The following is a 22487-nucleotide window of genomic DNA, read 5'->3' on the forward strand; positions in this document are numbered from 1 at the left end:
TGGCGTTGACTTTTGGCACGCTGTTGAGTTCTCAAGGAACGGACGCTTCCTTCGTACTCACCCCTGCGGGCTTTCCTCCGGGCGCTTCCCTTCGGCATTTCGTGTTTCAAACTCTACCAGGTCCTTTTCGGCTTCCTGACCACCGTTCCGCAGGCATGCAAAAGCGGAGTCCGAATGACGATCAAGGCTTGATAGATGCTGCCGACCCCCAACTCGAAGTCATGACTCGAAGTCGTGTTGGTGTCAGGCAGGAGTACGACACTACATCCCGCCGGTCGGGGCAGGCAAATCGATTCCGGCGGGTCCGAGGCCCGCCAACCGGCAGCTCTTACGCGGAACCGTCACTTCCTATGACTTACCCTTCTGAACAGCGCGTCGTTCCCTCACGGACGGTGACGGCGGCCCCTTACTTTTTCTCCGCCCCCTGGGAGGCTCCCCATGACCATCGTCACGGCCCCACTGCCCGGACGTGCCATCGGATTGCCCGCTGTCCCCGATCCGGTCTTCTCGGGCGCGATGGTGGGGCCTGGCACCGCCATCGATCCGGAGCGGGCGCCCGGCGAGGTCGTCTCCCCGGTGGACGGGGTGGTCGTCTCCCTCCACCCCCATGCCTTTGTCGTCGTGGACGACGAGGGGCACGGAGTGCTGACACACCTCGGCATCGACACGGTGCAGCTCAACGGGGAAGGTTTCGAACTGCTCGTCAACAAGGGCGACACGGTCCGCCGTGGACAGGGTGTCGTGCGCTGGGACCCGGCCGCGGTCGAGCAGGCCGGCAAGTCACCGATCTGCCCGGTCGTGGCTCTGGAGGCCACCCCCGACGCGCTCGGTGACGTCCGCGAGGACGGCGACGTGAAGACCGGCGACGCACTGTTCGGCTGGCAGTGACGCCGGCGACGTATGTCAGGGACGGGCGCGGCGCGTCCGTCGTACATCCATCGCGGCGAGCTGGTCGCCGCATAACCGGAGACGGGTGAAATGGAGTCAACTCTGCGAGGCGTCGGGGTCAGCCACGGAGTGGCGATCGGCGAGGTCCGGCACATGGGGACCGCGGTGCTCGAACCGCCGGCCAAGCAGATCCCGGTGGAGGAGGCGGAGCGCGAACAGGGGCGCGCGCACCAGGCCGTCGAGGCGGTGGCCGCCGATCTGGTCGCCCGGGGCAATCTGGCCGGCGGGGAGGCCCAGGCCGTGCTGGAGGCTCAGGCGCTGATGGCGCAGGACCCCGAGCTGATGGCCGATGTGGAGCGGCGTATCGCCGTCGGGTCCACGGCCGAGCGTGGTGTCTACGACGCGTTCGCCTCGTACCGGGCCCTGCTCGCGGGTGCCGGTGAGTACCTCGCCGGGCGGGTCGCGGACCTGGACGACGTGCGGAATCGTATCGTCGCCCGGCTGCTGGGGGTTCCGATGCCCGGTGTGCCGGACAGCGACGAGCCGTACGTACTGATCGCGCGCGATCTCGCCCCGGCGGACACGGCGCTGCTCGACCCGGCGCTGGTGCTCGGCTTCGTGACCGAGGAGGGCGGGCCGACGAGTCACAGCGCGATCCTGGCGCGTGCGCTCGGCGTGCCCGCCGTGGTCGCGCTGCCGGGTGCCGGGGAGATCTCCGAGGGCACCGTGATCGCGGTCGACGGCAGTACGGGCGAGATCTTCGTCGAGCCGGAGGCCGCGAAGCGGGCCGAGCTGGAGGCCGCCGCCGCCGCGCGGAAGGCCGCGCTCTCCGCGTCCACCGGGCCCGGTGCGACCTCCGACGGGCACAAGGTGCCCCTGCTCGCCAATGTGGGCGGGCCCGCGGATGTGCCGGCCGCGGTCGAGGCGGGGGCGGAGGGCGTCGGTCTGTTCCGTACCGAGTTCCTGTTCCTGGACGACAGCGAGCGTGCCCCGTCGGAGGAGAAGCAGGTCGAGGCGTACCGCAAGGTCCTCGAAGCGTTCCCCGAGGGCCGGGTGGTCGTACGGGTGCTGGACGCCGGCGCGGACAAGCCGCTGGACTTCCTGACCCCCGCCGACGAGCCGAACCCGGCACTGGGCGTGCGCGGGCTGCGGAGCCTGCTGGACCACCCCGATGTGCTGCGCACCCAGCTCACCGCGCTGTCCAAGGCCTCGGCCGGACTGCCGGTGTATCTGGAGGTCATGGCGCCGATGGTGGCCGACCGCGCCGACGCCAAGGCGTTCGCTGACGCCTGCCGTGAGGCGGGGCTGAACGCGAAGTTCGGTGCGATGGTGGAGATTCCGTCGGCCGCTCTGCGGGCGCGGTCGATCCTTCAGGAGGTCGAGTTCCTTTCGCTGGGGACCAATGACCTGGCCCAGTACACCTTTGCCGCCGACCGTCAGGTGGGTGCCGTCTCGCGGCTCCAGGACCCGTGGCAGCCCGCGCTGCTCGACCTGGTGGCGCTGTCGGCCGAGGGCGCGAAGGCGGAGGGCAAGAGCTGTGGTGTGTGCGGTGAGGCTGCCGCCGATCCGCTGCTCGCCTGTGTGCTCACCGGTCTCGGTGTGACGTCGTTGTCGATGGGCGCGGCCTCGATTCCTTATGTGCGGTCGGCGCTGGCCAAGCACACGCTGGCGCAGTGCGAGCGTGCCGCCGCGGCGGCGCGGGCGACGGACTCCGCCGAGGAGGCGCGGAAGGCCGCGCAGGCGGTGCTGTCCGGCGAATGATCCGGTGACCCGGGGCCCCCGGTGACCGGAGATCCTGAGGGGCTTGTCCGCCGTGCACGGCGGACAAGCCCCTCTTCCGTTGTCAGTGGTGGGTGCCCGTGTCGTCCAGGCGCAGGTCGAAGCCCGCCCGGTACTCCACCCCCGGCTCGGGTGAGAGCGGCTCTCCGGTGTCCGCGTCGGTGCAGTAGGCGCTGAAGACCTCGCCCTCGGTGAGGGGGACGAGGCTTCCGGCGGCCAGGCGCCAGCCGCGCAGCCGGTCCGGGGTGCCGGGGACCGTCGTACGGAGTACCACTCCCCCGGCGCTGTCCAGGGCGACGCCCGCGGCGAGCACGGTGACGAACTCGGCGGCCTCGGACGCGTCGAACAGGGCCGGCGCGCCGTCGAGGAACGCGCCGGCTCCGAGTGCTGTGGCGGGGTCGGGAGGTGTGGCGCTGTCGGATGGCGGGGTGCCCTCGTCGCGGTCCGCGTGCAGGACGGCCAGGAGTTGTTCGTCGGCCGCCGGGACGCTGCACACGAGATGGTGCGTGCCGGGGCCCGCCTCCTCCAGCAGGCGCAGCAGGATGTGGGAGGCCCGGTCGAAGGCCGCGCGTCCGATGTCCTGTCCGCAGTCGGCGCACGCGCCGAGGTCGGCGAGGAGCGTCGTCACGTACTCCCAGGTGGCCCTGCGGATCGCGGTGTTGATGAGTTGCGGGAGGAGGGTGTCGATGGGCTGGCCCGTGTACGCGACGGTGGCGCCGCTCGCCGGGATGGCGGCGGTGAAGCGGCTGCGGCTGGCCGGGGTGTCCGGGTCGAGTCCCGTCTCCGCGCAGTACGCGGCGAACTCCTCCGGGTCGAAGAGGGCGACGGTGGTGTGCACCCCCTGGGAGGCCAGCGCCCTCAGCAGTCCGTCGAGCTGCCGCAGATAGGCCGTGTGGTCGTCGAAGGCGAAGCTGCGATAGCTCCGCATCGTGGCGAAGTCCCGCTCGTCGGCCAGCAGGCCGACGATGCTGGGGACTTCGCGGCGCAGGACGCGCCGCCTGGCCGCCCGGGTGCGGTTGCCCCGGCCGGTGTGGCCGCGGTCGGTACCGGCACGGTCGGTGTGCGTGTGGTCGGTGTGCGTCATCATTCCCCCTGAGCACGGACGATCTTTGCTCACTCAGCGTAATCAGGGGGTCTGACAACGGGGGTCCGGCCGCCGGGTCAGGGGCGCTCGCGGGCGAGTTTCTCGTAGAAACGGAGCAGTTCGAGGTTGTCGACGGAGCCGGCGTTGACGGCCTTGTCCAGTGGCGTCCCCTGGAGGAGGCGCTTGACCGGGACCTCGATGCGTTTGCCCGTCAGTGTGTGCGGAACGCCGGGGACTTCGATGATCTCGTCCGGGACATGGCGCGGCGAGAGCTCTTCGCGGATCGTCAGTTTGACGCGGGTGCGCAGCGCGTCGTCGAGTACGGCGCCCTCGGCGAGATGGACGAAGAGCGGCATCCAGTAGCCGCCGTCCGGCTCCTCCACGCCGATGACCAGCGATTCCCTGATCTCGGGGAGGCGCTCGACGGCTTCGTAGATGTCGGCGGAGCCCATCCGGACGCCCTGGCGGTTGAGGGTGGAGTCGGAGCGGCCGTGGATGATGACGGACCCCCGGTCGGTGAGGGTGATCCAGTCGCCGTGGCGCCAGGCGCCGGGGAACATCTCGAAGTAGCTGTCGCGGTAGCGGCTGCCGTCGGGGTCGTTCCAGAAGCGGACGGGCATGGACGGCATGGGCTGGGTGACGATCAGTTCGCCGACCTCGCCGATGACCGGCCGGCCCTGGGCGTCCCACGCCTGGAGGTCGGTGCCGAGACAGGGCGCCTGGAGTTCCCCCACGTGGACGGGGAGGGTGGGGACGGCGCCGGCGAAGCAACTGCACACGTCGGTGCCGCCGCTGACGGAGGCGATCCACAGGTCCTCGGCGACCTCGTCGTGGAGCCAGCGGAACCCGTCGGGCGGCAGCGGCGATCCGGTGGTGGCGACGCAGCCGATACGGGAGAGGTCGTGGTCGCGTCCGGGGTGCACCCCGGCCTTGCGGCAGGCCATGACGTACGCGGCCGAGGTGCCGAAGAGGGTGGCGCCGGTCCGTTCGGCGACGCCCCACTGGGCGTCGACGGAGGGGTGGCCGGGGCTGCCGTCGTACAGCACGACCGTGGTACCGGTGAGCAGTCCGGAGACGAGGAAGTTCCACATCATCCAGCCGGTGGAGGTGTACCAGAAGAAGCGGTCCTCGGGGCCCAGGTCGCAGTGCAGGCCGAGCTGCTTGACGTGTTCGAGGAGGATGCCGCCCTGGGACTGGACGATCGCCTTGGGCAGTCCGGTGGTGCCGGAGGAGTACAGGACCCACAGGGGGTGGTCGAAGGGGACCTGTTCGTACGCGAGGTCCGGCGTCGCGTCGGGTGTCCCTCCGGCCGGCGCCGTGACGTCCGCCCAGTCGAGGGCCCCGTCCGGCGCCGGTGTGCCCAGCAGCGGGATGTGGATCACGGCCCGCAGGGTGGGCAGCTCGCGGCGGAGTTCCGCGACGGTCCCGGTGCGGTCGTGCTCCTTGCCGCCGTAGCGGTAGCCGTCGACGGTGAGGAGCACGACGGGTTCGACCTGCTGGAAGCGGTCCAGGACGCCGCGGGCGCCGAAGTCGGGCGCGCAGGAGGTCCAGGTCCCGCCGACGGCCGCGGTGGCGAGGAACGCCGTGACGGCCTGCGGGATGTTGGGGAGGTAGCCGCTGACGCGGTCCCCGGGGCGTACGCCCAGTTCCCGCAGCCGGGCCGCGAGGGCGGTCACCTGGCGGCGCAGTTCCGCCCAGCTCACCGCGGTCTGTTCGTGCGTCTCGTCGACGTACAGGAGCGCCGGTTCGTGGGCGCGGGCCGGGTCGTCCGCCGTACGCAGGGCGTGCTCGGTGTAGTTGAGGGTGGCGCCGGGGAACCACTGGGCGCCGGGCATGGCGCGGTCGCCCAGGACGCGTTCGTACGGGGTGGAGAACCGGATGTCGAACCAGTCGGCGACGGCGGCCCAGAAGCTCTCCAGTTCCTCCACCGACCAGCGGTGCAGCGCCGCGTAGCCGCCGTCGGCCGGTGCGCCGTACCGCTCCGCCGCCCAGGTCTGGAAGCGGGTGATCCCGGCCGTGGCGATACGGTCCCGGCCCGGCTGCCACAGGGGGGTGTCGGGACTGGCGGCTGCGGTCATGGGGCGGCTCCCGGCTGGCTCGGCAGTGGTCACACGGTGACGTGGTACGGACGATGCCATGTGATCGTCCCCGGCACCAGGTTCCGTCCTCGATGTCGGGCCGGGGTCGCCACGGGTGAACGGGAGTTGAACGGTGTCTCCTGGAGGCGGCCCGGATGGCAGGCTGAGCGGCATGGACGGTCGGGAACTGGTGCGTTCGATGAAAGTAGCCGGATCGGTGCGGGGGCTGCGCTCCGTACGGTCGGCGTGGCGTGGGCGGCGGGCGGACGCCAGAGAGCTGGCTCCGCGCGGCCCGGAGCGGGCCAGGGTGCCGGGTCCGGTCGCCGGGGCGGAGCCTTCGCCGGGTGGCGGGATCGTCCGGTTCGCCCGGGCTGAGCTGCGGGTGTGCGTCATGGTGGGCGGCGCGGTCTTCTGGGGGTGGGACGGGGCGGGGCCGCTGCCGTCGTACGGGCTGGCCGGTGGACCGCCGGAGCCGGATCCGCGGGCCGGGCTCGAACCGGACAAGGACGGCGGCTGGCGGGTGGTGTCGCAGTGGGTGACGGTGGCGGTGTCACGCCACGGAGGGGTGGAGGTCCGTACGCCGGGGGGTGTGGCGCTCCGCCGGGAGCTGCCGCCCCGCTGGTGGGAGCCGGTGGCGGGCGGCGCGGCGCGCTGGGTGCAGCGGACGGAGGTGGCGGCGGACGCCCGGTTCTTCGGTCTGGGCGGCCGGGCGTCGGGGCCGCGGCTGCGCGACGGCACGTACCGACTGTGGAACACGGATCCGGGCGGCGGCTTCGGTCCCGGGGACGATCCGCTGTACGTGACGATGCCGGTGCAGCTCGTGGTGGCGGACGCGGGAACGCATCTCGCCTTCCACGACAACTCCTGGGACGGGCGGGTCACGCTCCGGGAGGGCGAGGAGGGCGCGGGTTCCGGGCACGACCGGCCGGGCACCGCCGAGCTGCGGATGGACGGCGGGCCGCTGCGCTGCTGGGTGGTGACGGGCACGCCCGCGCGGGTGCTGCACGGCTGGACGGCGCTGAGCGGTGCGCCCGTGGCGCCGCCGTCCTGGGCGCTCGGTCCGCAGCACGCGCGGTGGGGGTTCGGCAGTGAGCGGGAGGTGCGGCGGATCGTGGCCGGGTACCGGGAGCGCGATCTGCCGCTGTCGGCGGTCCATCTCGACATCGATCACTACGACGCGCATCAGGTCTTCACCGTCGACCGTGAGCGGTTCCCCGATCTGCCGGGGTTCGCGGCGGAGTTGCGCGCGGAGGGGGTACGGCTGGTCTCGATCGTCGATCCCGCGGTGAAGGCGGAGCCCGGGAACGCGGTGTACGACAGCGGGCGCGCGCTCGGTGCGCGCGAGGGGGATCCGCGGAGCGGCGGGGCGTTCGTACGGGACGCGCGGGGGCATCCGGTGCGGGGGGTGGTCTGGCCCGGTGAGTGCGTCTATCCGGATTTCACCGATCCGGCGGTACGTGACTGGTGGGGCGGGCTGTACGAGGAGCGGCTGGCGCAGGGGTTCGCCGGGGTGTGGCACGACATGAACGAGCCGGTGTCCTTCGCGCCGTTCGGCGACCCGACGCTGCCGCGCTCGTCCCGGCATGTGCTGGAGGGGCGGGGCGGTGATCACCGCGAGGCCCACAACGTGTACGCGCTGACGATGGCGCGGGCCGGGTACGAGGCGCTGCGGCGGCTGCGCCCCGGCGAGCGGCCGTTCCTCTTCTCGCGATCCGGCTGGGCGGGGATGCAGCGGTACGGCGGGACCTGGTCCGGTGATGTGTCGACGGGGTGGCCCGGGCTGCGCGCGTCGCTCGCGCTGGTGCTGGGTCTGGGGCTGTGCGGGGTGCCGTACTCGGGTCCTGACGTGGGCGGTTTCGACGGGAGTCCGTCGCCCGAGCTGTATCTGCGCTGGTTCCAGCTCGGCGCGTATCTGCCGCTGTTCCGTACGCACGCGGCGATCGACGCGGGGCGCAGGGAGCCGTGGGAGTTCGGTCCGCGGGTGCTGGAGCACGCGCGGGCGGCGCTCGACGAGCGGGAGCGGCTGCGGCCGTACTTCGTGACGCTGGCCCAGCTCGCCCGGCTGACGGGGGCGCCGTACGTCCGGCCGCTGTGGTGGGGCGCTCCGGAGGACCGGATGCTGCGCGACTGCGAGGACGCGTTTCTGCTGGGTGACTCGCTGCTGGTGGCGCCGGTGCTGACGCGTGGCGCGGACCGGCGGGCGGTGCGGCTGCCGTCGGGGCAGTGGTACGACACGGCGACGGAGGAGGCTTACGAGGGGCCCGGCCAGGTGCTGCTGGACGCGCCGCCGTCCCGTATCCCGGTGCTGGCCCGGGCGGGTGCGGTGATTCCGGTGCGGGGTGCGGACGGCGGCCTGGAGCTGGAGGCGTGGGCTCCGGTGGCGGGGCGCGCGGGCGGTGGGCTGGTGGTGCTGGATCCGCAGGACGAGGGGTCGGAGCCGGCGGACGGCACGGACGGCGGCGCGGATCCCGTGGCCGAGCCTGTGCCCCAGGTGGAGCGGTACACCTCGCGGCTGGTGGACGGCGCGGTCCGGGTCGAGCGGGTGGCGGAGGGGGGCGCGGTGGAGCCGCGGTGGCCGGTCCGGGTCAGGGGCCAGGGCCGCCGCTGACCGGTACGGGGCCGCGGCGGCCCCGTACCGGCGTACCGGCGTACCGGGCACCGCGGCGGACTGTATGCGATGGCTCTTTCCCCGTGTCCGGGAAGCTGATAGATCCATATGTTCATGACAGGAATCGCGTTCCGCCGTGCCCTCGCCGTCATCGCCGCAGGGGCCGCCGCACTGCTCACGGTCACCGCCACGGCCCCGGCCGCCGGTGCGGCGCCCGCGCCGGCCGTCTCCGGGGCGAGGGCGCCCGGGGAGTTCGTCGCCCTGCGCACGGTCGCGCCGACGATCATCCACGAGATGCGCTATCCGACCCGGCACACGTTCCTGGGCGGGCCGGTGGACGGCTACCGGGAGCCGGTCTGCATCGTCACCCGGTCCACCGCTCGGGCGCTGCGTACCGCGCAGTCGGAGCTGCTGCGGCGGGGCTACTCCCTGAAGGTGTACGACTGTTACCGGCCGCAGCGGGCCGTCGACCACTTCGTGCGCTGGGCGAAGGACCTCCAGGACCAGCGTATGAAGGCGGAGTTCTATCCGCGCGTCGACAAGTCGCGACTGTTCGAGGACGGTTACATCGCGGAGAAGTCCGGGCACAGCCGGGGGTCGACGGTGGATCTGACGCTCGTGAAGCTGCCGGCCCTGCCGACGCGTCCGTACGTACCGGGTGAGCGGCTCGCTCCGTGCCACGGACCGAAGGAGGAGCGGTTTCCGGACAACTCCGTCGACATGGGGACCGGCTTCGACTGTTTCGACACGCTCTCGCACACCGACGATCCGCGGATCCGGGGCGAGCAGCGCGCCAACCGGCGGCTTCTGAGGTCGGTGCTGGCCGAGGTGGGGTTCACCAACCTGCCCGAGGAGTGGTGGCACTTCACCCACAAGCCGGAGACGTTCCCGGACCGCTTCTTCGACTTCCCGGTGGCGTGGCGCTCGGTTCTCGGCCACTGAGCCGGAGAACGGTGCGGGACGGCCGGGACCACCCCCGTGGGCTCCGGCCGTCCCCCTGGTGGGGGACGCCGGTCAGCCGTTTCCGGTTCTCGTTCCGGACCGTGAGGTTTCGGTCACCGTACGGTCCCACCGGAGGCCGGACGGGGAGGGGTCAGGAGGTGGGCGCGTGCTCACGCTGCAGGGCCGCGCGGTTCATGGCGTGTTCGACCACCGAGACCAGCACCTCCTTCACGGACTCGCGTTCGCGCGCGTCGCACATCACCAGCGGGACCTCGGGGTCGAGGTCGAGCGCCGAGCGTACGGTCTCCCCGGGGAAGCGGTCGGCCCCCTCGAAGCAGTTGACGGCGACCGTGAACGGGATGCCACGCCGTTCGAAGTAGTCGACGGCGGCGAAGGAGTCGGCGAGCCGCCGGGTGTCGGCCAGGACGACGGCGCCCAGGGCGCCCTGGGCCAGCTCGTCCCAGAGGAACCAGAAGCGGTCCTGCCCGGGGGTGCCGAAGACGTACAGCACCAGGTCCTCGCGGAGGGTGATCCGGCCGAAGTCCATGGCGACCGTGGTGGTCGTCTTGGACTCGACGCCGTCGACGTCGTCGACGGGCCGGCCGGCCTCGCTCAGTACCTCTTCCGTACGGAGCGGCCTGATCTCGCTCACGGCGCCGACCAGGGTGGTCTTGCCCACCCCGAAGCCGCCGGCGACCAGGATCTTCAGCGCCACCGGATCGACCGGACGCTGCCTGCGGCTAGAGCGCCCGAAGACCATTGATCACCTCGCGGAGAATGCTCACGTCCGGCAGCTCGGCCGGCGGAACGGGACGGGTTACACGCACGATTTCGTCCTCGACGAGATCTCCGACGAGCACCCTGACCACCCCTACGGGGAGGTCGAGGCCCGCCGAGAGCTCGGCGATCGACTGGGGGCTCGTGTAGCAGCGATCCACGATCTCCACGTGTTCGGGGGAGAGCGTCTGGTCCCGGCCGGGGTCACCGGCCTCGGGTTCGCATACGACGAGCGCGATCAGGTCGAGTTGGTGGCGCGTCGCGCTGCTGGTGCGGCCACGCGTCATCGCGTACGGGCGCACCACCGGTCCGGCTTCGCCGTCGAACCAGTGCTGCGGATCCTGACCTGAGTCACTCATCTCAGCCCACTCACCCTCCGGCGGGCAGGCCGGTCCGTGGGGCCGTACCCAGGTGGACCCCGACCCGCTTGACCATGAGCGTCATCTCGTAGGCGACCTGGCCGACGTCCGAGTCCGCGTCGGAGAGCACGGCGAGACAACTGCCGTCGCCCGCCGCGGTCACGAAGAGGAAGGCGTCGTCGAGCTCGACCACGGTCTGCCGGACCTTGCCCGCCTCGAAGTGCCGGCCCACGCCCTTGGCGAGGCTGTGGAATCCGGAGGCGACGGCCGCGAGATGCTCACCGTCCTCGCGCGTCAGGTCCTTCGACGTGCCGGTGGCAAGGCCGTCCCCGGAGAGGACCACCGCTTTCCGGATGCTGGCGACCCGCTCGACCAACTCGTCGAGCAGCCAGTTGAGCTCTCCCGCGCCATTGGGGTCGGTGGAGCGTGCTGCGACATTCGGTGCGGTCATCGACCGTCCCCCTCCGATGTGGTTCCTTGTGTCTCGCCCCGGCCGCTGGAGTCGTCGGCGTCGTTCTGCCGGCGACCGCGCTGCCAGCCGCGTTGGAGCGACGCCATACGGCTGCGTACCTCGTCCGCGTCCCGCTCGCCGTCCTGACCCGCGGCGGGCCCCCGGCCGGAGTTCGTTTCCTGCGCGACGTCCCTCAACTGGGGGGCCAGGCTGGCCTGCCGGACCCGGCGGGGCAGTCCGTCGATCATGGGCGGGGCCTCGTCCGACAGTGTTCCCGCCGGTGTGCGGCGGGAGGTCTGCGCCGGTACGCCGGACCGGGTGCGCCCGCTCGTTCCCCCGGGTGCGGGCTGGTCCTGCGCCGGGTGGCCGCCCTCCGGTTCGTCCACGCGCCTGCCGCGGTCGGCGACCAGGGTCGGGGGCTTGCGGCGGGGCAGGACCGGTTCGTCGGTGGCCCCGGAGCCGGATCCGGTGTCGGGAGCCTGGTCGTAGCGGGCGTGCCGGCCGCGCGGGGACGGGGTGGCCCGGCCGTCGCGGCGCTCGCGGAAGTCGCGGTTGTCGTCGCGGCGGTTCTCGTCCCGGAGTTCACGCAGTTCGTCGCGGCTCATGCGGGCGTCCCGCACGTCGTACAGGTCACCCCGGGCGTCACGCCCGTCGCGGGTGTCCGCCACGTCGTAGGCGTCACGGCTGTCGCGTCGGCCTTGGGTGTCGTGTGTGTCGTGGGTGGAATCGCGGAGGTGCTCCCGCGCGCGGAACAGCCCGCCACGCTCGCTCTCCGTGTCATCGAGATCGCCGATGCCGTCACCTCCGCCGAGTACCGGCCCGCTGTCGGCGCCCAGAGCACCGACCGGTGCTTCGAGTTCGACCGGGCCGTCGAGCACGGACGGGCCGCTGCCCAGTCCGGTGGGGACCTGCGCCAGGGCGGTGAGCCGTCCACCGCCCGAGTCGGTACGGCCGCGCCCCCGCTCCAGGGCGTTCTTGCGGTCGAGCCGGAAGCCGGTGCCCTCCGTCTCGGGGGCGTCGGTGAGCAGCGCGACGGGCAGGAAGACGATGGCCGTCGTACCGCCGTACGGGGAGGGCTGGAGGGAGACCCGTACGTTCTGCCGCTGGGCGAGCCGGCTGACGACGAACAGTCCGAGCCGGTCGGTGTCCGACAGTTCGAACTCGGGGGTCTCCGCGAGCCGGAGGTTCGCGTCGAGCAGCACCTCGGGGGCCATGCCCAGACCGCGGTCGTGGATCTCCAGGGTGAAGCCGTTGGCGACCCGCTCGCCGTGCACCTGTACCGCGGTGTGCGGGGGCGAGAACACCGTGGCGTTCTCCAGGAGTTCCGCGATGAGGTGGGTGAGGTCGGCCACGGCCGGGCCGCCGACGCCGATCCGCGGGAGCCTGCGGACCTCGATGCGCTCGTAGTCCTCGACCTCCGCGACGGCGGCGCGTACGACGTCCATGAGCTGGACGGGCTTGCGCCACTGGCGGGAGGGGGCGGCGCCGGAGAGGATCACGAGACCCTCGGCGTGGCGTCGCATGCGGGTGGTGAGGTGGTCGAGGCGGAAAAGGTCGGCCAGCTCCTCGGTGTCCTCCGTACGGCGCTCCATGGTGTCCAGGAGCGTTAGCTGACGGTGGAGGAGGACCTGGTTGCGGCGGGCGAGGTTGACGAACACCTCGGAGACGCCGCGGCGCAGGTCGGCCTGTTTGACGGCGGCCTCGACTGCGGCGCGCTGAAGGGTGTTGAGGGCCTGGCCGACCTGGCCGACCTCGTCCCTCTCGTATTCGAGGCGCGGCGCCTCGGTCTCCACGTCGACGGGGTCGCCGGCGGCGAGCCTGCGCATGACGCTCGGGAGGCGTACGCCGGAGACCTCGTGGGCCTCCTTGCGGAGCCGGGAGAGGTCGCGGATCAGGTCACGGCCGACGCGTGTGGAGACGAAGATGGAGATGAGGAGGGTGAGAAGGCCGAGCGCCGCGGCGAGTCCGGTCCTGACGAAGGTTTCCTGGCGGACGGGGTCGATGTGGGCCCGGTAGAGGGTGGCGGCCTCGGTGGACTCGTCGGTGAGGTCGCTCAGTACGGAGGCGGTCATCCGCTGCCAGCCCTTGGCGCTCACCGTCTTGGTGCTCTTGGCGGGCCCGGCGGCGATGAGGCGGTCCTCGGTCTCGCGCAGTTCCAGGGTGGCGGGGGTCCGCCAGTACTGCTCCAGCGTGGCGCGGTCGGAGAGCGGCAGGTCGGCCAGGTTGGACTCGTAGAGCAGGACGCGGTTGGCGACCAGGTCCGAGGTGCTGCGCAGGTCCTCGGCCGTCATCTCGCGGCCGACCAGCGCGGAGGCGACGAGCGCGTCCTCGCGGGAGAGCATCTCCTTGGCGCGGTCCAGACCGATCAGCGCACGGCCCCAGTTGTCGCCGTCCACGTCCTCGTTGCTGTAGAGCGAGGCGAGGACGTTGTGGCCGGGGTCGATGAGCTTGTTGTAGAAGTCCAGGGCACCTTCACGGGTGACGGTGCTCTCCTCCACGGAACGGCGCATCAGATCGAGGCCGTTGAGATCGTCGAGGAGTCTGCCGAGCCGGTCGGACGTGATCGTGTCCATCCGGTCCCGCACGCCGGACTCGGAGTTGCGCCTGACCTTGGTCAGGGCGCGGTCCGTGTCACTGCGGCGGCTGCGCAGCTCGGTCAGCGAGTCGGCGGCCTCGGGGTCCGCCAGAAAGATCAGTGTCTGGCGTCGCTCGCTCTGGAGGACCCGGATGCCGTCCTCCACCGGGTGGCCGATTTCCTCGATCGCGTAACTGACATCGATGAGCTGCTTGGCCTCGGTGCCGGCCAGTGTGGTCGCGAGACCCCAGAGGACGGTGAGCCCGATGAGCGGCACGAGCAGCAGCGCCACGATCTTCCGGCGGATGGATTTCCCGCGAAAGCGCATGGCCTCCCCCTGGTCGATCCCCGCCTGTTGCGGGAGATACTTCGTCAGCAAACGGCGCGAGCCTACTACTGTCACACCGGCATCTCGAAGACACGTCCGTATGTTTTCCAGCCGTCCCCTGACGCCTTGATCATGAGTTGTCCCGGTATTCGGCGAGATGACTTCCGCTTCTGGTGTAGGGAAGCCACGCCGGAAGACAGGTACCAGTCAAGACAGATGGCCGAAAACGTTCGCTTGACGATCCGGCCGGGAATCTTTGTGGGTGGACATTCGTCCTTATGTACGGGGATCAGGGGGAAGCGGGGAGTACCGCGGCGGTTCGCGCATCACATTTCGGGCCCGTTTCGGTTCCGGGACGGCGTGAAGCGTGACGAGCCGGGCAGTCACCCTTGAGACGGACAGCGGGTTGGGGAGTGGGGTCCATGCAGACGGATGAGCGGCGGGGTGCGGTGTCGGCGGGCGAGTTCGAGCGGGTTTCACGCGGGTTGTGGGTCGAGGAGCCCGCGCGGTCGTACCGCCTGCCGGATCCGGTCAGGACGGCCGCGGTCCGCGCGGTCATCATCACCGCCGTGACACTGATTCAAGCCATGACCGCGTTCCTCAGCACGCTCGCGGGGTCCTGGCTGGCCTTCCCGATGGTGCTGAGCAGTGTGGCCTCGACGGTGGTGGCGACCTGGGGTGTGCTGGACGTCTGGGTGACACGCCAGGTGTGGAACCAGCGTTACGGAGTCGTGTCCGTGCCCAGCAGCACGGCGCGCCAGTTGCGCCGTGAGCGGCGCAGGGCGCGGCGGGCGGACAGGAACGCGGCGCGCGACGGGGTACGGATACCGGCTCCGGGCGCCGGCACCCGGAGCGAGGAGCAGACGCCGGGCGGGCTCAAGGCGGCCTGACCGCCGGCGTGCTGACCGCCCGCGGGCCGTTACGGCTCCGTCACGGGGTGCGGCGCCGGGTCGTCCGGGCTCCCCGCCGGGGCCGGGATCGAGACGGAGGCGGAGGCGGAGTCCGGGGCTGCGGGATCCGGGGTTCGTTTGAACATGCGGGTCGCGGTGATCTCGCCGTGCACGGGCTCGCCGTCCGGGTCCTGCTGCGGCAGCCCCGGGCGCAGATGCTCCTCCACGCTGATGTACTTCAGCCCGGCGCGCAGATCCGCGTCGTTGCGCAACCTGATGACCAGCGGGAACTCGGCGAGCGCCGTCGTGTCGAAGAGACCCGTGGTGTACAGGAGCTGCACGCCCAGCGCGTCCGAGACCGCGCGCTGGAGTTCCAGCAGGTACGTGGCGTTGGCGCGGCCGATCGGGTTGTCGAGGAAGAGCGTGCCCGCGTGCCGGTGCTTGTCGCGCCCGCGGTCGTTGCTGCGCAGCGCGGCCATCGTGCAGTACAGGGCGATCGCGGCGGTCAGGAGCTGCCCGCCGGAGAAGACGTCGCCCATCTGTCCTACGGGGACGCGCTCGGCGCGCAGTACGGCGTCGGGCTTGAGGATCTCGACGGCGATGCCCTTGGGTTCCAGCGCCGCCTGCACACCGCGCAGCAGCAGGGACATGCCGTCCCTGCGGAGGTCGGAGTTCTTCTTGAGGGCGGCGCGGGTCGCCTCGTCGATGACCTCGCCCAGCCGCTCGGTGAGCGTCGCGCGGTCCGGCTCCTCGAAGCGGATCCGCAGGAACTCCTGGCCCGACCACTCCCCCAGCCCCTCGGGCAGCCGGGAGAGCCGCTGGGCCGAACGGAGCGTCGTCAGCGCGGACTCCACCAGTCCGCGCAGCCGGTCGACGATGGAGTCACGGTTGCGCTCCAACTGCGCCAGCTCGTCGGTCAGCACCCGCAGCCGGGGCGCGAACGCCTGCGCCCACGCCGCCGCGTGCTCGGGCAGCGCGGACGCGGGCAGCTCACGGATCTGCTGCCTGGCGGGGGTGCGTACCTGCTCGTACCGGGTGGAGTTGGCGTGCCGTACGAGCACGTCGCACGTCTCCCGTACGCCCGCCTCCGCCGCGGAGAGCTCGGTCGCGCAGCCGCGCAGCGAGCGGCGGGCCTCCGACGCCGAGTGGCGGGCCTCCTCCAGCGTGCCCGGGTACGGCTCCGGCGGGCGCGGCGCCTCCTCGGGGTCGGTCTCCTCGGTGACGGCGCCGCGCAGCAGGTCGCGCAGGAGGGCCGCCGTCTCGTCGAAGCCGCCCGCCGCCTCCTCGGTGGCGCGGTGCGTGTACAGCAGTTCGCCGTGCGCGGTCCGCGCGGTCTCCAGCGCGTCGGTCCGTACGGCCAGTTCGGTGGTGGCCGTACGGAGCAGGGCCTGGGCCTGCTCGGCGTCGGCGGGGACCCGGTCCTCGGGGAGTTCGGTGTGGGTGTCGCCGTCGGCGGGGGCCAGGCGTTCGGCCTCGCCGCGGAACCGGCCCAGTTGCTCGCTGGCGGCCGAGGCGCGTGACTCCAGCATCTGGACCAGGGACTCGGCGCGGGCGGCGGCGGCCTGCCGGGACGGGCCGTCGGCTCCGTCGGTGGATTCGAGGAGCTGGGCGGCGCGGGTGCGGACCTTGTTGGTGAGCCGGTCCAGTTCGGCGAGCGCGGCGCTCTCGTCGCTCTCCGCGCGGGCCTGTTCGGCGCGGAGATCGGCGCCGACGCCCACCTTCTCGTACAACTGGGAGGCCGCCCGGTACGCCTCGCGCAGGGCGGGCAGTGCGGCGCGCGGGGCGTCCGGCGCCGCCTCGGGGATCGTCTCCGGGGCGCCGGCGATCTCGGCGCGCTCGGCGCGCAGGGCGCGCGCGGTACGGCGGGCGTCGTCGCCCGCGCGCTGGGCGGCCCTGCGGTCCTCGTCGGCGGCGCGGGCCCGCTCCAGGCAGACGGCCGCGCGCGCCTCGTACTCGGCGGCGTCGTCGGCCAGTTCCCGGAGCTTGGCCTGCCAGCCGGAGCGCTCCCGGAGCCGGAACGCCAGTCCGGAGAGCACGTCGGCGGCCCGGCGGGCGCGCTGGGCGGTCTCCTGGCGTTCGTCGCGGATCCGGGCGGTGTCGGCGGCGACCTCGTCCGCCTCGGCCCGTACCGTACGCGCCTCGGTGAGGGTGGCCTCGGCGGACTCCGCGCTCTCCCGGGCCGTGGCCGCCGCCGCGGACAGTTCGGTGAGCATTCCGGGCGGGCAGTCGGCGCGCCAGGAGCCGAGCCGGGCGGCCAGCGAGCGGTCGCCGGTCAGCCGGGCGGCGAGGGTACGGATCTTTTCGTCGCGGGCGGCGGCGCGGGCGCGCAGCGTCTGCCGCTCCTCGTCGGCGGCGTGTTCGTCGTGCATGGCCGGGTTCGGCGGTACGAGGAAGACGCCGTACACCCCGCTGTCGGCGGCGGCGTCGTCCGCGCCGGGCGCGGGCACCGGGGCCAGCAGCGCGGCGGCGGTGCCGACGGCGACCGTGGAGCGCGGCAGCAGCGCGGCGCCGGCGAGCGCTTCCCGGGCGCGGGCGTGCGAGTCGGGGTCGGTGATCACGACGCCGTCGACCAGTTCGGGCCGGGCGGCCAGGACGGCGGAGTGGTCGGCGGGGTCGACGGCCTGGGCGAGATAGCGCCAGCCGGGCAGGGCGGGGATGCCGTGTTCGCCGAGGAATTCGACGGTGGCCAGTACGTCGGGGCCCGGCGGCAGCAGCCCGCCGTCGCCGAGGGCGCCGAGGATCCGCGCGTCGTCGGCGGCGGCGGTCCGCAGCTCGAAGAGGTGCCGCTCGGCGGAGGTGACGCCCTGGTCGAGCAGTTCGCGCAGTTCGTCGGCGTACCGGTCCAGGTCCTCGGGGCTCAGGGGGCCTTCGGCGGGCGGCGGGCCTTCGGCGGGCGGCGGGGGCGACTGCCGCCCGCGGGCCGCCGGGCCGTTCTGCGCGCCGTTCGCGGCGCCGTTCGGCTTCCCGTCGTGCTCCGGATCCGTGCCGGTGCGCTGCCCGGGGAGCCCGGCCCGCGACGTGGTCAGGGCCGCGGCTGTCGTGGGCAGGCTGAGCAGTTCGGCGAGGCGTTCGTCCCCGGCGATCGACTCGGCGGCGCGGCGCTCGGTGTCGTAGGACCGCTCCGCGGCCCGCGCGGCGTCGGCGGCGCGCGCGGCGGCCAGTTCGGCACGGGATTCGGCGGACGCCGCCTCCCGTGCCTGTTCCGCCGCCGTACGCGCGGAGTCGCGGGCCGTGTCCCAGAGGGCGACGGCGGTCTTCTCGGACTCGCTGGCAGCGAGCGCGGCGCGGGCCGGGTCGGCGTCGGGCGCGGTGTCGTCGAGCCAGCCGGCCCGTACCGCCTCGGCGGTCTCCTGCTCGACCTCGGCGAGGCGCTGACGCAGATGGCCCACCTCGCTGCGGGCGCGCTGGGCGTCGGTGGCGGCGGCGGTCGCGTCGCGGTGGGCGGCCTCGCCGGTCTCCTGGAGGGTGGCGGAGCGCTCCTCTTCCTCGTTCGCGAGGCGCTCGCCCTCCTCCGCGGCGGCGTGCAGCGCTCGTACGAGATCGGCGGCGGCGGTGGCACGGGCGGCCAGCGCGGGCGCGGCGTCGCGCTCGGCCTCCCGGATCGCGACGGCCACGCGCGCGGAGCGGTCGGCCGCCGCGCGGTGGCGCAGCACGTTCTCGGCGGCCTGCCAGGCGGAGTGGAGCGTTCGGGCGTCCGTCAGCTCACGGCGCTGGGCCGCGGCGCGCTTCTCCGCGGCGGTGAGGGCCAGGGAGGCGTGCCGGTAGGCGAGTTCGGCGGTGATCAGCGCACCGCGGCCACGCGCCCGCTCGGCCTCGGTCACGGTGTGGGCGGCGGCGGTGACCTGCTGGGCGAGGTCGGCGGCCCGGCCGCGCTCCTCACCGGCGCGCGCGGTGAGCCGCGTGACGAGCGTACGGGCCCTGCGCTCGGCGCCCGCGTGGACGTCGCGGGCGCGGGCGCGGGTCTCGGTCGCCTCCACGATCCGGCCGAGGAGATCGACGGAACCGGCGGTGAAGTCGCGCTCCGCGGTGAGTTCGGCGCGGCGGCCCAGCTTGTTGCCGAAGCCTCCGACGAGGTCGGCGAGGCCGTCGGTGTCCCGGGTGTCGGTGACGGCGCGCAGCAGGAGGTCGGTGAAGTCGGAGTCCTTCTTGACGGCGAAGAGACCGGCGGCCTCGCCCTCGTCCGCGTTCATCTCGCGCTGGTAGCGGAAGAGTTCGGGGTCGAGGCCCAGTTCGCCGAGGTGTTCGTTCCAGCGGTCGTGGATCTCCTCCCAGTGGACGTCGAGATGCGGATAGAACTTGCCCGCCTCCGTGATGGCGTCCCGGAAGCCCTTCATCGTGCGGCGCCTGCCCCGCGCGCCGGAGACGCCCTCGACGGGCGGCCGGACGGCGGTGGACTCGGCGACCGGCAGCGAGTCGAGGCTGAGTCCGGGGCCCGGCCGGAAGGAGTACCAGCCCTCGGCGAACTTCCGCGGGTCGTTGGAGACCTGCCGGCCGCGCCACTCGCTGGCCTTGCCGACGACGACGAGTTCCCCGGTGAGGGTGTGCTGCCACTCCAGGGCGACATGGCCGCAGTCGTCGGCGAGCAGGAACTTGCGCAGCACGCCGGAGCTGGCGCCGCCGAGGGTGTTGCGGTGTCCGGGCAGCATCACCGAGAAGATCAGCTTGAGCAGGACGGACTTGCCGCCGCCGTTCTCCAGGAAGAGAACGCCCGCGGGGGCGGGGCGGCGCGGAGGGCCGACCGGTTCGTCCTCGAAGAACTCCGCCTGGGTGGGCGCGGGGTGGGGTACGGGGGCGCCCACCCCGCGCAGGTCGAGCACGGTGTCGGCGTAGCGCGCACCGGCGGGGCCGATGGAGTAGAGGCGGACCCGGGACAGCTCGTACATGGCGGACTCTCGTCTGGTGGATGGCGGCGGCGTGGGTGGCGGCGGGTACGGGTGGGTGTGGGTGGTGGTCAGGCGTGGAAGGGGAGGCCCGCGTCGGCCGCCAGTTCCAGGTCGTCGCCGTCGGGCGGGGGCAGCAGGGTGGCGGAGCCGTCGGAGACGGGCACGACGCCCAGCTCCAGCAGTTCGGTGAGGGCCGCGTGGCCGGCCATGTCACGCACCTGGAGCTGGTAGCGGGCGGTGGTGCGGTAGGCGCCTCCGGCGTCGTCGCCGGTGCGCTGGAGGAACCCGGATTCGGTGAGGAACGCGACGGCCTTGCCGATGATGCCGGTCGTGGACCCGGCCAGGCGGCGGGCGTCCTTGGTGGCGCCCGTGGCGCTGCGCCGGGCGTAGGTCCGCCAGGCGGCTTCCAGGCCGGGGGCGTCGGTCGACGGGTCGGTGTTCTCCCCGTCCCGCTCGGCGCGCTCCTCCAGACGGCGGCAGGCCTGCCGTACGAACGCGTCGACGCCGTTGACCGTGATCCGGCCGATGTATCCGTCGTCAGCGAGGTCCTCGGGGCGGGGGAAGGCCAGAGCCGCTACGGCGAGATGGGCGAGGCCGTGCAGGAAGCGGTCGGCGGAGTCGGTGGAGGCGCGGCGCGCGTAGTCGCCCATACGGACCGCGAAGACGGAGTCCTCGGCGGCGGTGACGGCCATGCCGGCGCGCGGGGAGACTTCGAGGACGACGAGGCCGAAGCCGGTGGCGACGGCGTCGGCGACGCGGGCGAAGGCGGGGTCCTCGCGGTAGCGGCGGAGCAGCTCGGTGTACTCGGCGTCGCGGGCCGGCAGCAGCTTGGGCTGGAGCCCGAAGGAGACGAGACGGGCGGCGTCGGCCGCGTCGGCGGGGGTGACGGTCCGGCTCGCGCCCGCGCCGGCGCTCGGCGTGGAGGGTTCGGCCGGGTCCGGGTCGGTGGGGTCGGGCCACGTGGCGGAAGGCTCGGCGGTGTAGTCGCTCACAGGGCGGCTCCTGTTCTGTGCGGGCGGGGGGGTGCGCCGTCCGGCTGGGGTACGTGGCTGGGTGCGGGGCCCGGGGCCTCCGGAGGTACATGTCCGGACGGCATGATTTACGGCGCGGTACGGCTCTGGTAAGGAGAGACGGGCGTCTACGCGCCACAAATCACGCTTTAGTGTCCGGACACGCACCTCCTCCGACCCCGACCCCCTCCCGCCGGTGGGCTCGCTTGTCCGCCGCACGGACCGAGGTGGGTGGTCGGGTAACGGCCGGTAAGTGTGCTGCCGTGGTCATGCCGCCTCCGTGCGGTCCGCCGTCATGCCTGCCGCGTCCAGCAGTGCCGTGCCCACGATCAGGTCCGCGCCGCCGAACTCCCAGTCGTCGAGCGGGGTGCCGTCGTCCACCGCGAAGAGCAGGCGCTCCTCGCCCTGGCGGTAGGCCGTGCCCACCGGGGGGCTGGCCGCGTGGATGGCCAGGAGGGCGACGAGGTAGGGCAGTTCGGGGTCGCGCAGGCGGGCCTCCGCGAGGAGGCCGGAGAGTCTGCGCGGCGCGTCGGGTTCGAGGGTGAGCAGTTCCTTCGCGCTCGCGAGCTGCTCCTCGCTGAAGCGGCTGTCGTCCGGGGTCGCGATCAGGTCCGGTTCCGGCATCTCCGCGCCCAGGTGTTCGCGCTCCACCGGTGGGGTCAGCAGCAGGTCGATCAGGTCGCCGACCCGGACGGACGCCGGGGTGCGCAGTCCCGTGCCGCGGGCGAAGAAGGCGTCCGTTACCCGGCCCGCCTGCTCCACCGGGAGCGGCAGCAGGGGGGCGACAAGTTGCCCGTACAGGTCGAGTCCGGTGTGGGCGGTGGGCCGGGCGAATGCCTGGCGGTCCTGTTCCGCGCGGAACAGGGGGCCCGCCTCCAGCAGGCGGGACTGGAGCTGGGTGTGCCGGCGGATGCAGTCCTTGACGATGTCGACGAGTTCGGCCGCGCGTCGTTTGTGTTCGGCCGTCCTGGGGTCGTTGCCGGTCTCCGCCTCGTCGCGCGCCTTGCGGATGTTCGTCAGGATCGCGTTCTCGTGGCGGTACCGGTCGGCGACATGGTCGAGCGCCTCGTCGATCATGTCGGGGACGGCGTGGAGCCAGTCGACGGCCCGTACGTTGCGCCGGGTCGCCTCCAGGGTTCTGCGCAGCGTCTCCGCGTACTGCACGGTCCGGTACCTGGCCTGTTCCGCGGCGAGTTGGGCGTCGGCCAGCCTGCCCCGGCTGATCAGGACCTCCAGCTTGACCTCGGCGGCGATCTGGGCGCTGGTGACGTCCGTGTCGAGGGCGCCGACCAGGACGTTGACCGCTTCGTCGGTCGTACGGAGGAAGACGCTGCCGCCGGGTCCCGGGACCTCTTCGACCAGCTTGAAGTCGTAGTCCCTGCGGGTGTAGACGCCGTCCGTGCCGAACGTGCCGTAGACGGCGCGGAAGCCGCGGTCCACGCTGCCCACGTTGATCAGGTTCTCCAGGACCCAGCGGGCGACGCGTTCGTGCTCCGCGACCGGGCGGCGGGGGGCCTGGGCGGCGATGCGGGGCAGGAGTCTGGCCACTATCTGTTCGTGGTCGGCGCCGGTGTCGAAGTCCATGTTGAGCGTGACCAGGTCGATGGCGGAGAGGGCGACCTCCGCCATCGCGTACACCGAGTACTCGCCCGCCAGATTGGCCTTACGGGTGTCCAGGTCGTGCAGCGGCGCGGTGCAGGCGAGCGCGCGCAGCCGCCGCGCGAGCCCTTCGTCGGCGGCCGGGCCCTGGGCGGGCCGCGGCCCCGCGCTGAGCTGGGGCGGAACGAAATCCGTCGGGGCAGGCGAAGTCACGAGCACAGATTATGTCCTCGCAC

14 protein-coding genes are annotated in these 22487 nt (G+C 72.8%); 5 read left to right on the forward strand and 9 right to left on the reverse strand.

Features of this window, described 5'->3' with window-relative positions; translation table 11 throughout:
• Positions 1–438: 438 nt before the first annotated feature.
• Positions 439–888 carry a PTS glucose transporter subunit IIA gene (locus ACIBJC_RS20380; protein WP_399294292.1) on the forward strand — a complete coding sequence of 150 codons (450 nt, stop codon included), beginning with the start codon at positions 439–441 and terminating at the stop codon, positions 886–888.
• 90 nt (positions 889–978) lie between these two features.
• Positions 979–2649, forward strand: a complete 1671-nt coding sequence (ptsP, locus tag ACIBJC_RS20385) for a phosphoenolpyruvate--protein phosphotransferase (protein ID WP_399294295.1) — start codon at positions 979–981, stop codon at positions 2647–2649.
• Positions 2650–2731: 82 nt separating this feature from the next.
• Here ptsP and ACIBJC_RS20390 read toward each other — a convergent pair whose 3' ends face one another.
• Together ACIBJC_RS20390 and ACIBJC_RS20395 are read right to left on the reverse strand one after the other, a co-directional pair.
• On the reverse strand, positions 2732–3751 hold the full coding sequence (locus ACIBJC_RS20390) for a hypothetical protein (RefSeq protein WP_399294298.1): 1020 nt from the start codon (positions 3749–3751) through the stop codon (positions 2732–2734).
• A gap of 77 nt (positions 3752–3828) precedes the next feature.
• Positions 3829–5829 carry an acetoacetate--CoA ligase gene (locus ACIBJC_RS20395; protein WP_399294301.1) on the reverse strand — a complete coding sequence of 667 codons (2001 nt, stop codon included), beginning with the start codon at positions 5827–5829 and terminating at the stop codon, positions 3829–3831.
• A 172-nt stretch (positions 5830–6001) separates the two neighbouring features.
• Here ACIBJC_RS20395 and ACIBJC_RS20400 point away from each other — a divergent pair, with 172 nt between their 5' ends.
• Together ACIBJC_RS20400 and ACIBJC_RS20405 are read left to right on the forward strand one after the other, a co-directional pair.
• Entirely contained in the window at positions 6002–8437 is a 2436-nt protein-coding gene (locus ACIBJC_RS20400; RefSeq protein ID WP_399294304.1) for a TIM-barrel domain-containing protein, read from the forward strand.
• 114 nt (positions 8438–8551) lie between these two features.
• The gene (locus tag ACIBJC_RS20405) at positions 8552–9379 is read left to right on the forward strand and encodes a M15 family metallopeptidase (RefSeq protein ID WP_399294307.1); all 828 of its coding nucleotides are present in this window, start codon (positions 8552–8554) and stop codon (positions 9377–9379) included.
• A 151-nt stretch (positions 9380–9530) separates the two neighbouring features.
• On the opposite strand, the gene ACIBJC_RS20410 is transcribed toward ACIBJC_RS20405, so the two are convergent.
• Genes ACIBJC_RS20410 through ACIBJC_RS20425 form a run of 4 tightly spaced genes read right to left on the reverse strand, consistent with a single transcriptional unit; the run spans position 9531 to position 13869 of the window.
• Complete coding sequence (locus ACIBJC_RS20410; protein ID WP_384926412.1) at positions 9531–10139, reverse strand: ATP/GTP-binding protein; 609 nt, start codon at positions 10137–10139, stop codon at positions 9531–9533.
• Positions 10120–10515: a DUF742 domain-containing protein gene (locus tag ACIBJC_RS20415; RefSeq protein WP_329828358.1), complete on the reverse strand. Its 396-nt coding sequence runs from the start codon at positions 10513–10515 to the stop codon at positions 10120–10122. Before ACIBJC_RS20415 ends, ACIBJC_RS20410 begins: the two co-directional genes overlap by 20 nt.
• A 10-nt stretch (positions 10516–10525) precedes the next feature.
• Positions 10526–10966 carry a roadblock/LC7 domain-containing protein gene (locus tag ACIBJC_RS20420; RefSeq protein ID WP_399294311.1) on the reverse strand — a complete coding sequence of 147 codons (441 nt, stop codon included), beginning with the start codon at positions 10964–10966 and terminating at the stop codon, positions 10526–10528.
• Positions 10963–13869, reverse strand: coding sequence for a nitrate- and nitrite sensing domain-containing protein (locus tag ACIBJC_RS20425; RefSeq protein WP_399295145.1), 2907 nt, complete (start codon positions 13867–13869; stop codon positions 10963–10965). Before ACIBJC_RS20425 ends, ACIBJC_RS20420 begins: the two co-directional genes overlap by 4 nt.
• Before the next feature lie 422 nt (positions 13870–14291).
• Between ACIBJC_RS20425 and ACIBJC_RS20430 the strand changes: the two genes are divergently transcribed.
• Complete coding sequence (locus ACIBJC_RS20430; protein ID WP_399294313.1) at positions 14292–14759, forward strand: hypothetical protein; 468 nt, start codon at positions 14292–14294, stop codon at positions 14757–14759.
• 29 nt (positions 14760–14788) lie between these two features.
• Here the strand turns inward: ACIBJC_RS20430 and ACIBJC_RS20435 are convergent, their stop codons facing one another.
• The 3 genes from ACIBJC_RS20435 to ACIBJC_RS20445 form a co-directional block, all read right to left on the reverse strand.
• Positions 14789–19642: a hypothetical protein gene (locus ACIBJC_RS20435; protein WP_399294316.1), complete on the reverse strand. Its 4854-nt coding sequence runs from the start codon at positions 19640–19642 to the stop codon at positions 14789–14791.
• Positions 19643–19710: 68 nt separating this feature from the next.
• Positions 19711–20634 (reverse strand): hypothetical protein, encoded by a 924-nt coding sequence (locus ACIBJC_RS20440; RefSeq protein WP_399294319.1) that lies wholly within the window; start codon positions 20632–20634, stop codon positions 19711–19713.
• A gap of 285 nt (positions 20635–20919) precedes the next feature.
• A complete protein-coding gene (locus ACIBJC_RS20445; protein ID WP_399294322.1) occupies positions 20920–22464 on the reverse strand; it encodes a hypothetical protein in 1545 nt (514 codons plus the stop codon).
• Between the last annotated feature and the right edge of the window lie 23 nt (positions 22465–22487).

The sequence above is a fragment of the Streptomyces sp. NPDC050509 genome (genome assembly GCF_044457965.1).
In the GTDB taxonomy this organism is placed as follows: domain Bacteria; phylum Actinomycetota; class Actinomycetes; order Streptomycetales; family Streptomycetaceae; genus Streptomyces.

Excerpts from the sequence above, each read along its gene's own strand:
- ACIBJC_RS20400 (WP_399294304.1), top strand. The coding sequence starts at position 6,002 with ATGGACGGTCGGGAACTGGTGCGTTCGATGAAAGTAGCCGGATCGGTG.
- ACIBJC_RS20430 (WP_399294313.1), top strand. The coding sequence starts at position 14,292 with ATGCAGACGGATGAGCGGCGGGGTGCGGTGTCGGCGGGCGAGTTCGAG.
- ptsP (WP_399294295.1), top strand. The coding sequence starts at position 979 with ATGGAGTCAACTCTGCGAGGCGTCGGGGTCAGCCACGGAGTGGCGATC.
- ACIBJC_RS20435 (WP_399294316.1), bottom strand. The coding sequence starts at position 19,642 with ATGTACGAGCTGTCCCGGGTCCGCCTCTACTCCATCGGCCCCGCCGGT.
- ACIBJC_RS20390 (WP_399294298.1), bottom strand. The coding sequence starts at position 3,751 with ATGACGCACACCGACCACACGCACACCGACCGTGCCGGTACCGACCGC.
- ACIBJC_RS20410 (WP_384926412.1), bottom strand. The coding sequence starts at position 10,139 with ATGGTCTTCGGGCGCTCTAGCCGCAGGCAGCGTCCGGTCGATCCGGTG.
- ACIBJC_RS20425 (WP_399295145.1), bottom strand. The coding sequence starts at position 13,869 with ATGCGCTTTCGCGGGAAATCCATCCGCCGGAAGATCGTGGCGCTGCTG.
- ACIBJC_RS20405 (WP_399294307.1), top strand. The coding sequence starts at position 8,552 with ATGACAGGAATCGCGTTCCGCCGTGCCCTCGCCGTCATCGCCGCAGGG.
- ACIBJC_RS20415 (WP_329828358.1), bottom strand. The coding sequence starts at position 10,515 with ATGAGTGACTCAGGTCAGGATCCGCAGCACTGGTTCGACGGCGAAGCC.
- ACIBJC_RS20380 (WP_399294292.1), top strand. The coding sequence starts at position 439 with ATGACCATCGTCACGGCCCCACTGCCCGGACGTGCCATCGGATTGCCC.
- ACIBJC_RS20420 (WP_399294311.1), bottom strand. The coding sequence starts at position 10,966 with ATGACCGCACCGAATGTCGCAGCACGCTCCACCGACCCCAATGGCGCG.
- ACIBJC_RS20395 (WP_399294301.1), bottom strand. The coding sequence starts at position 5,829 with ATGACCGCAGCCGCCAGTCCCGACACCCCCCTGTGGCAGCCGGGCCGG.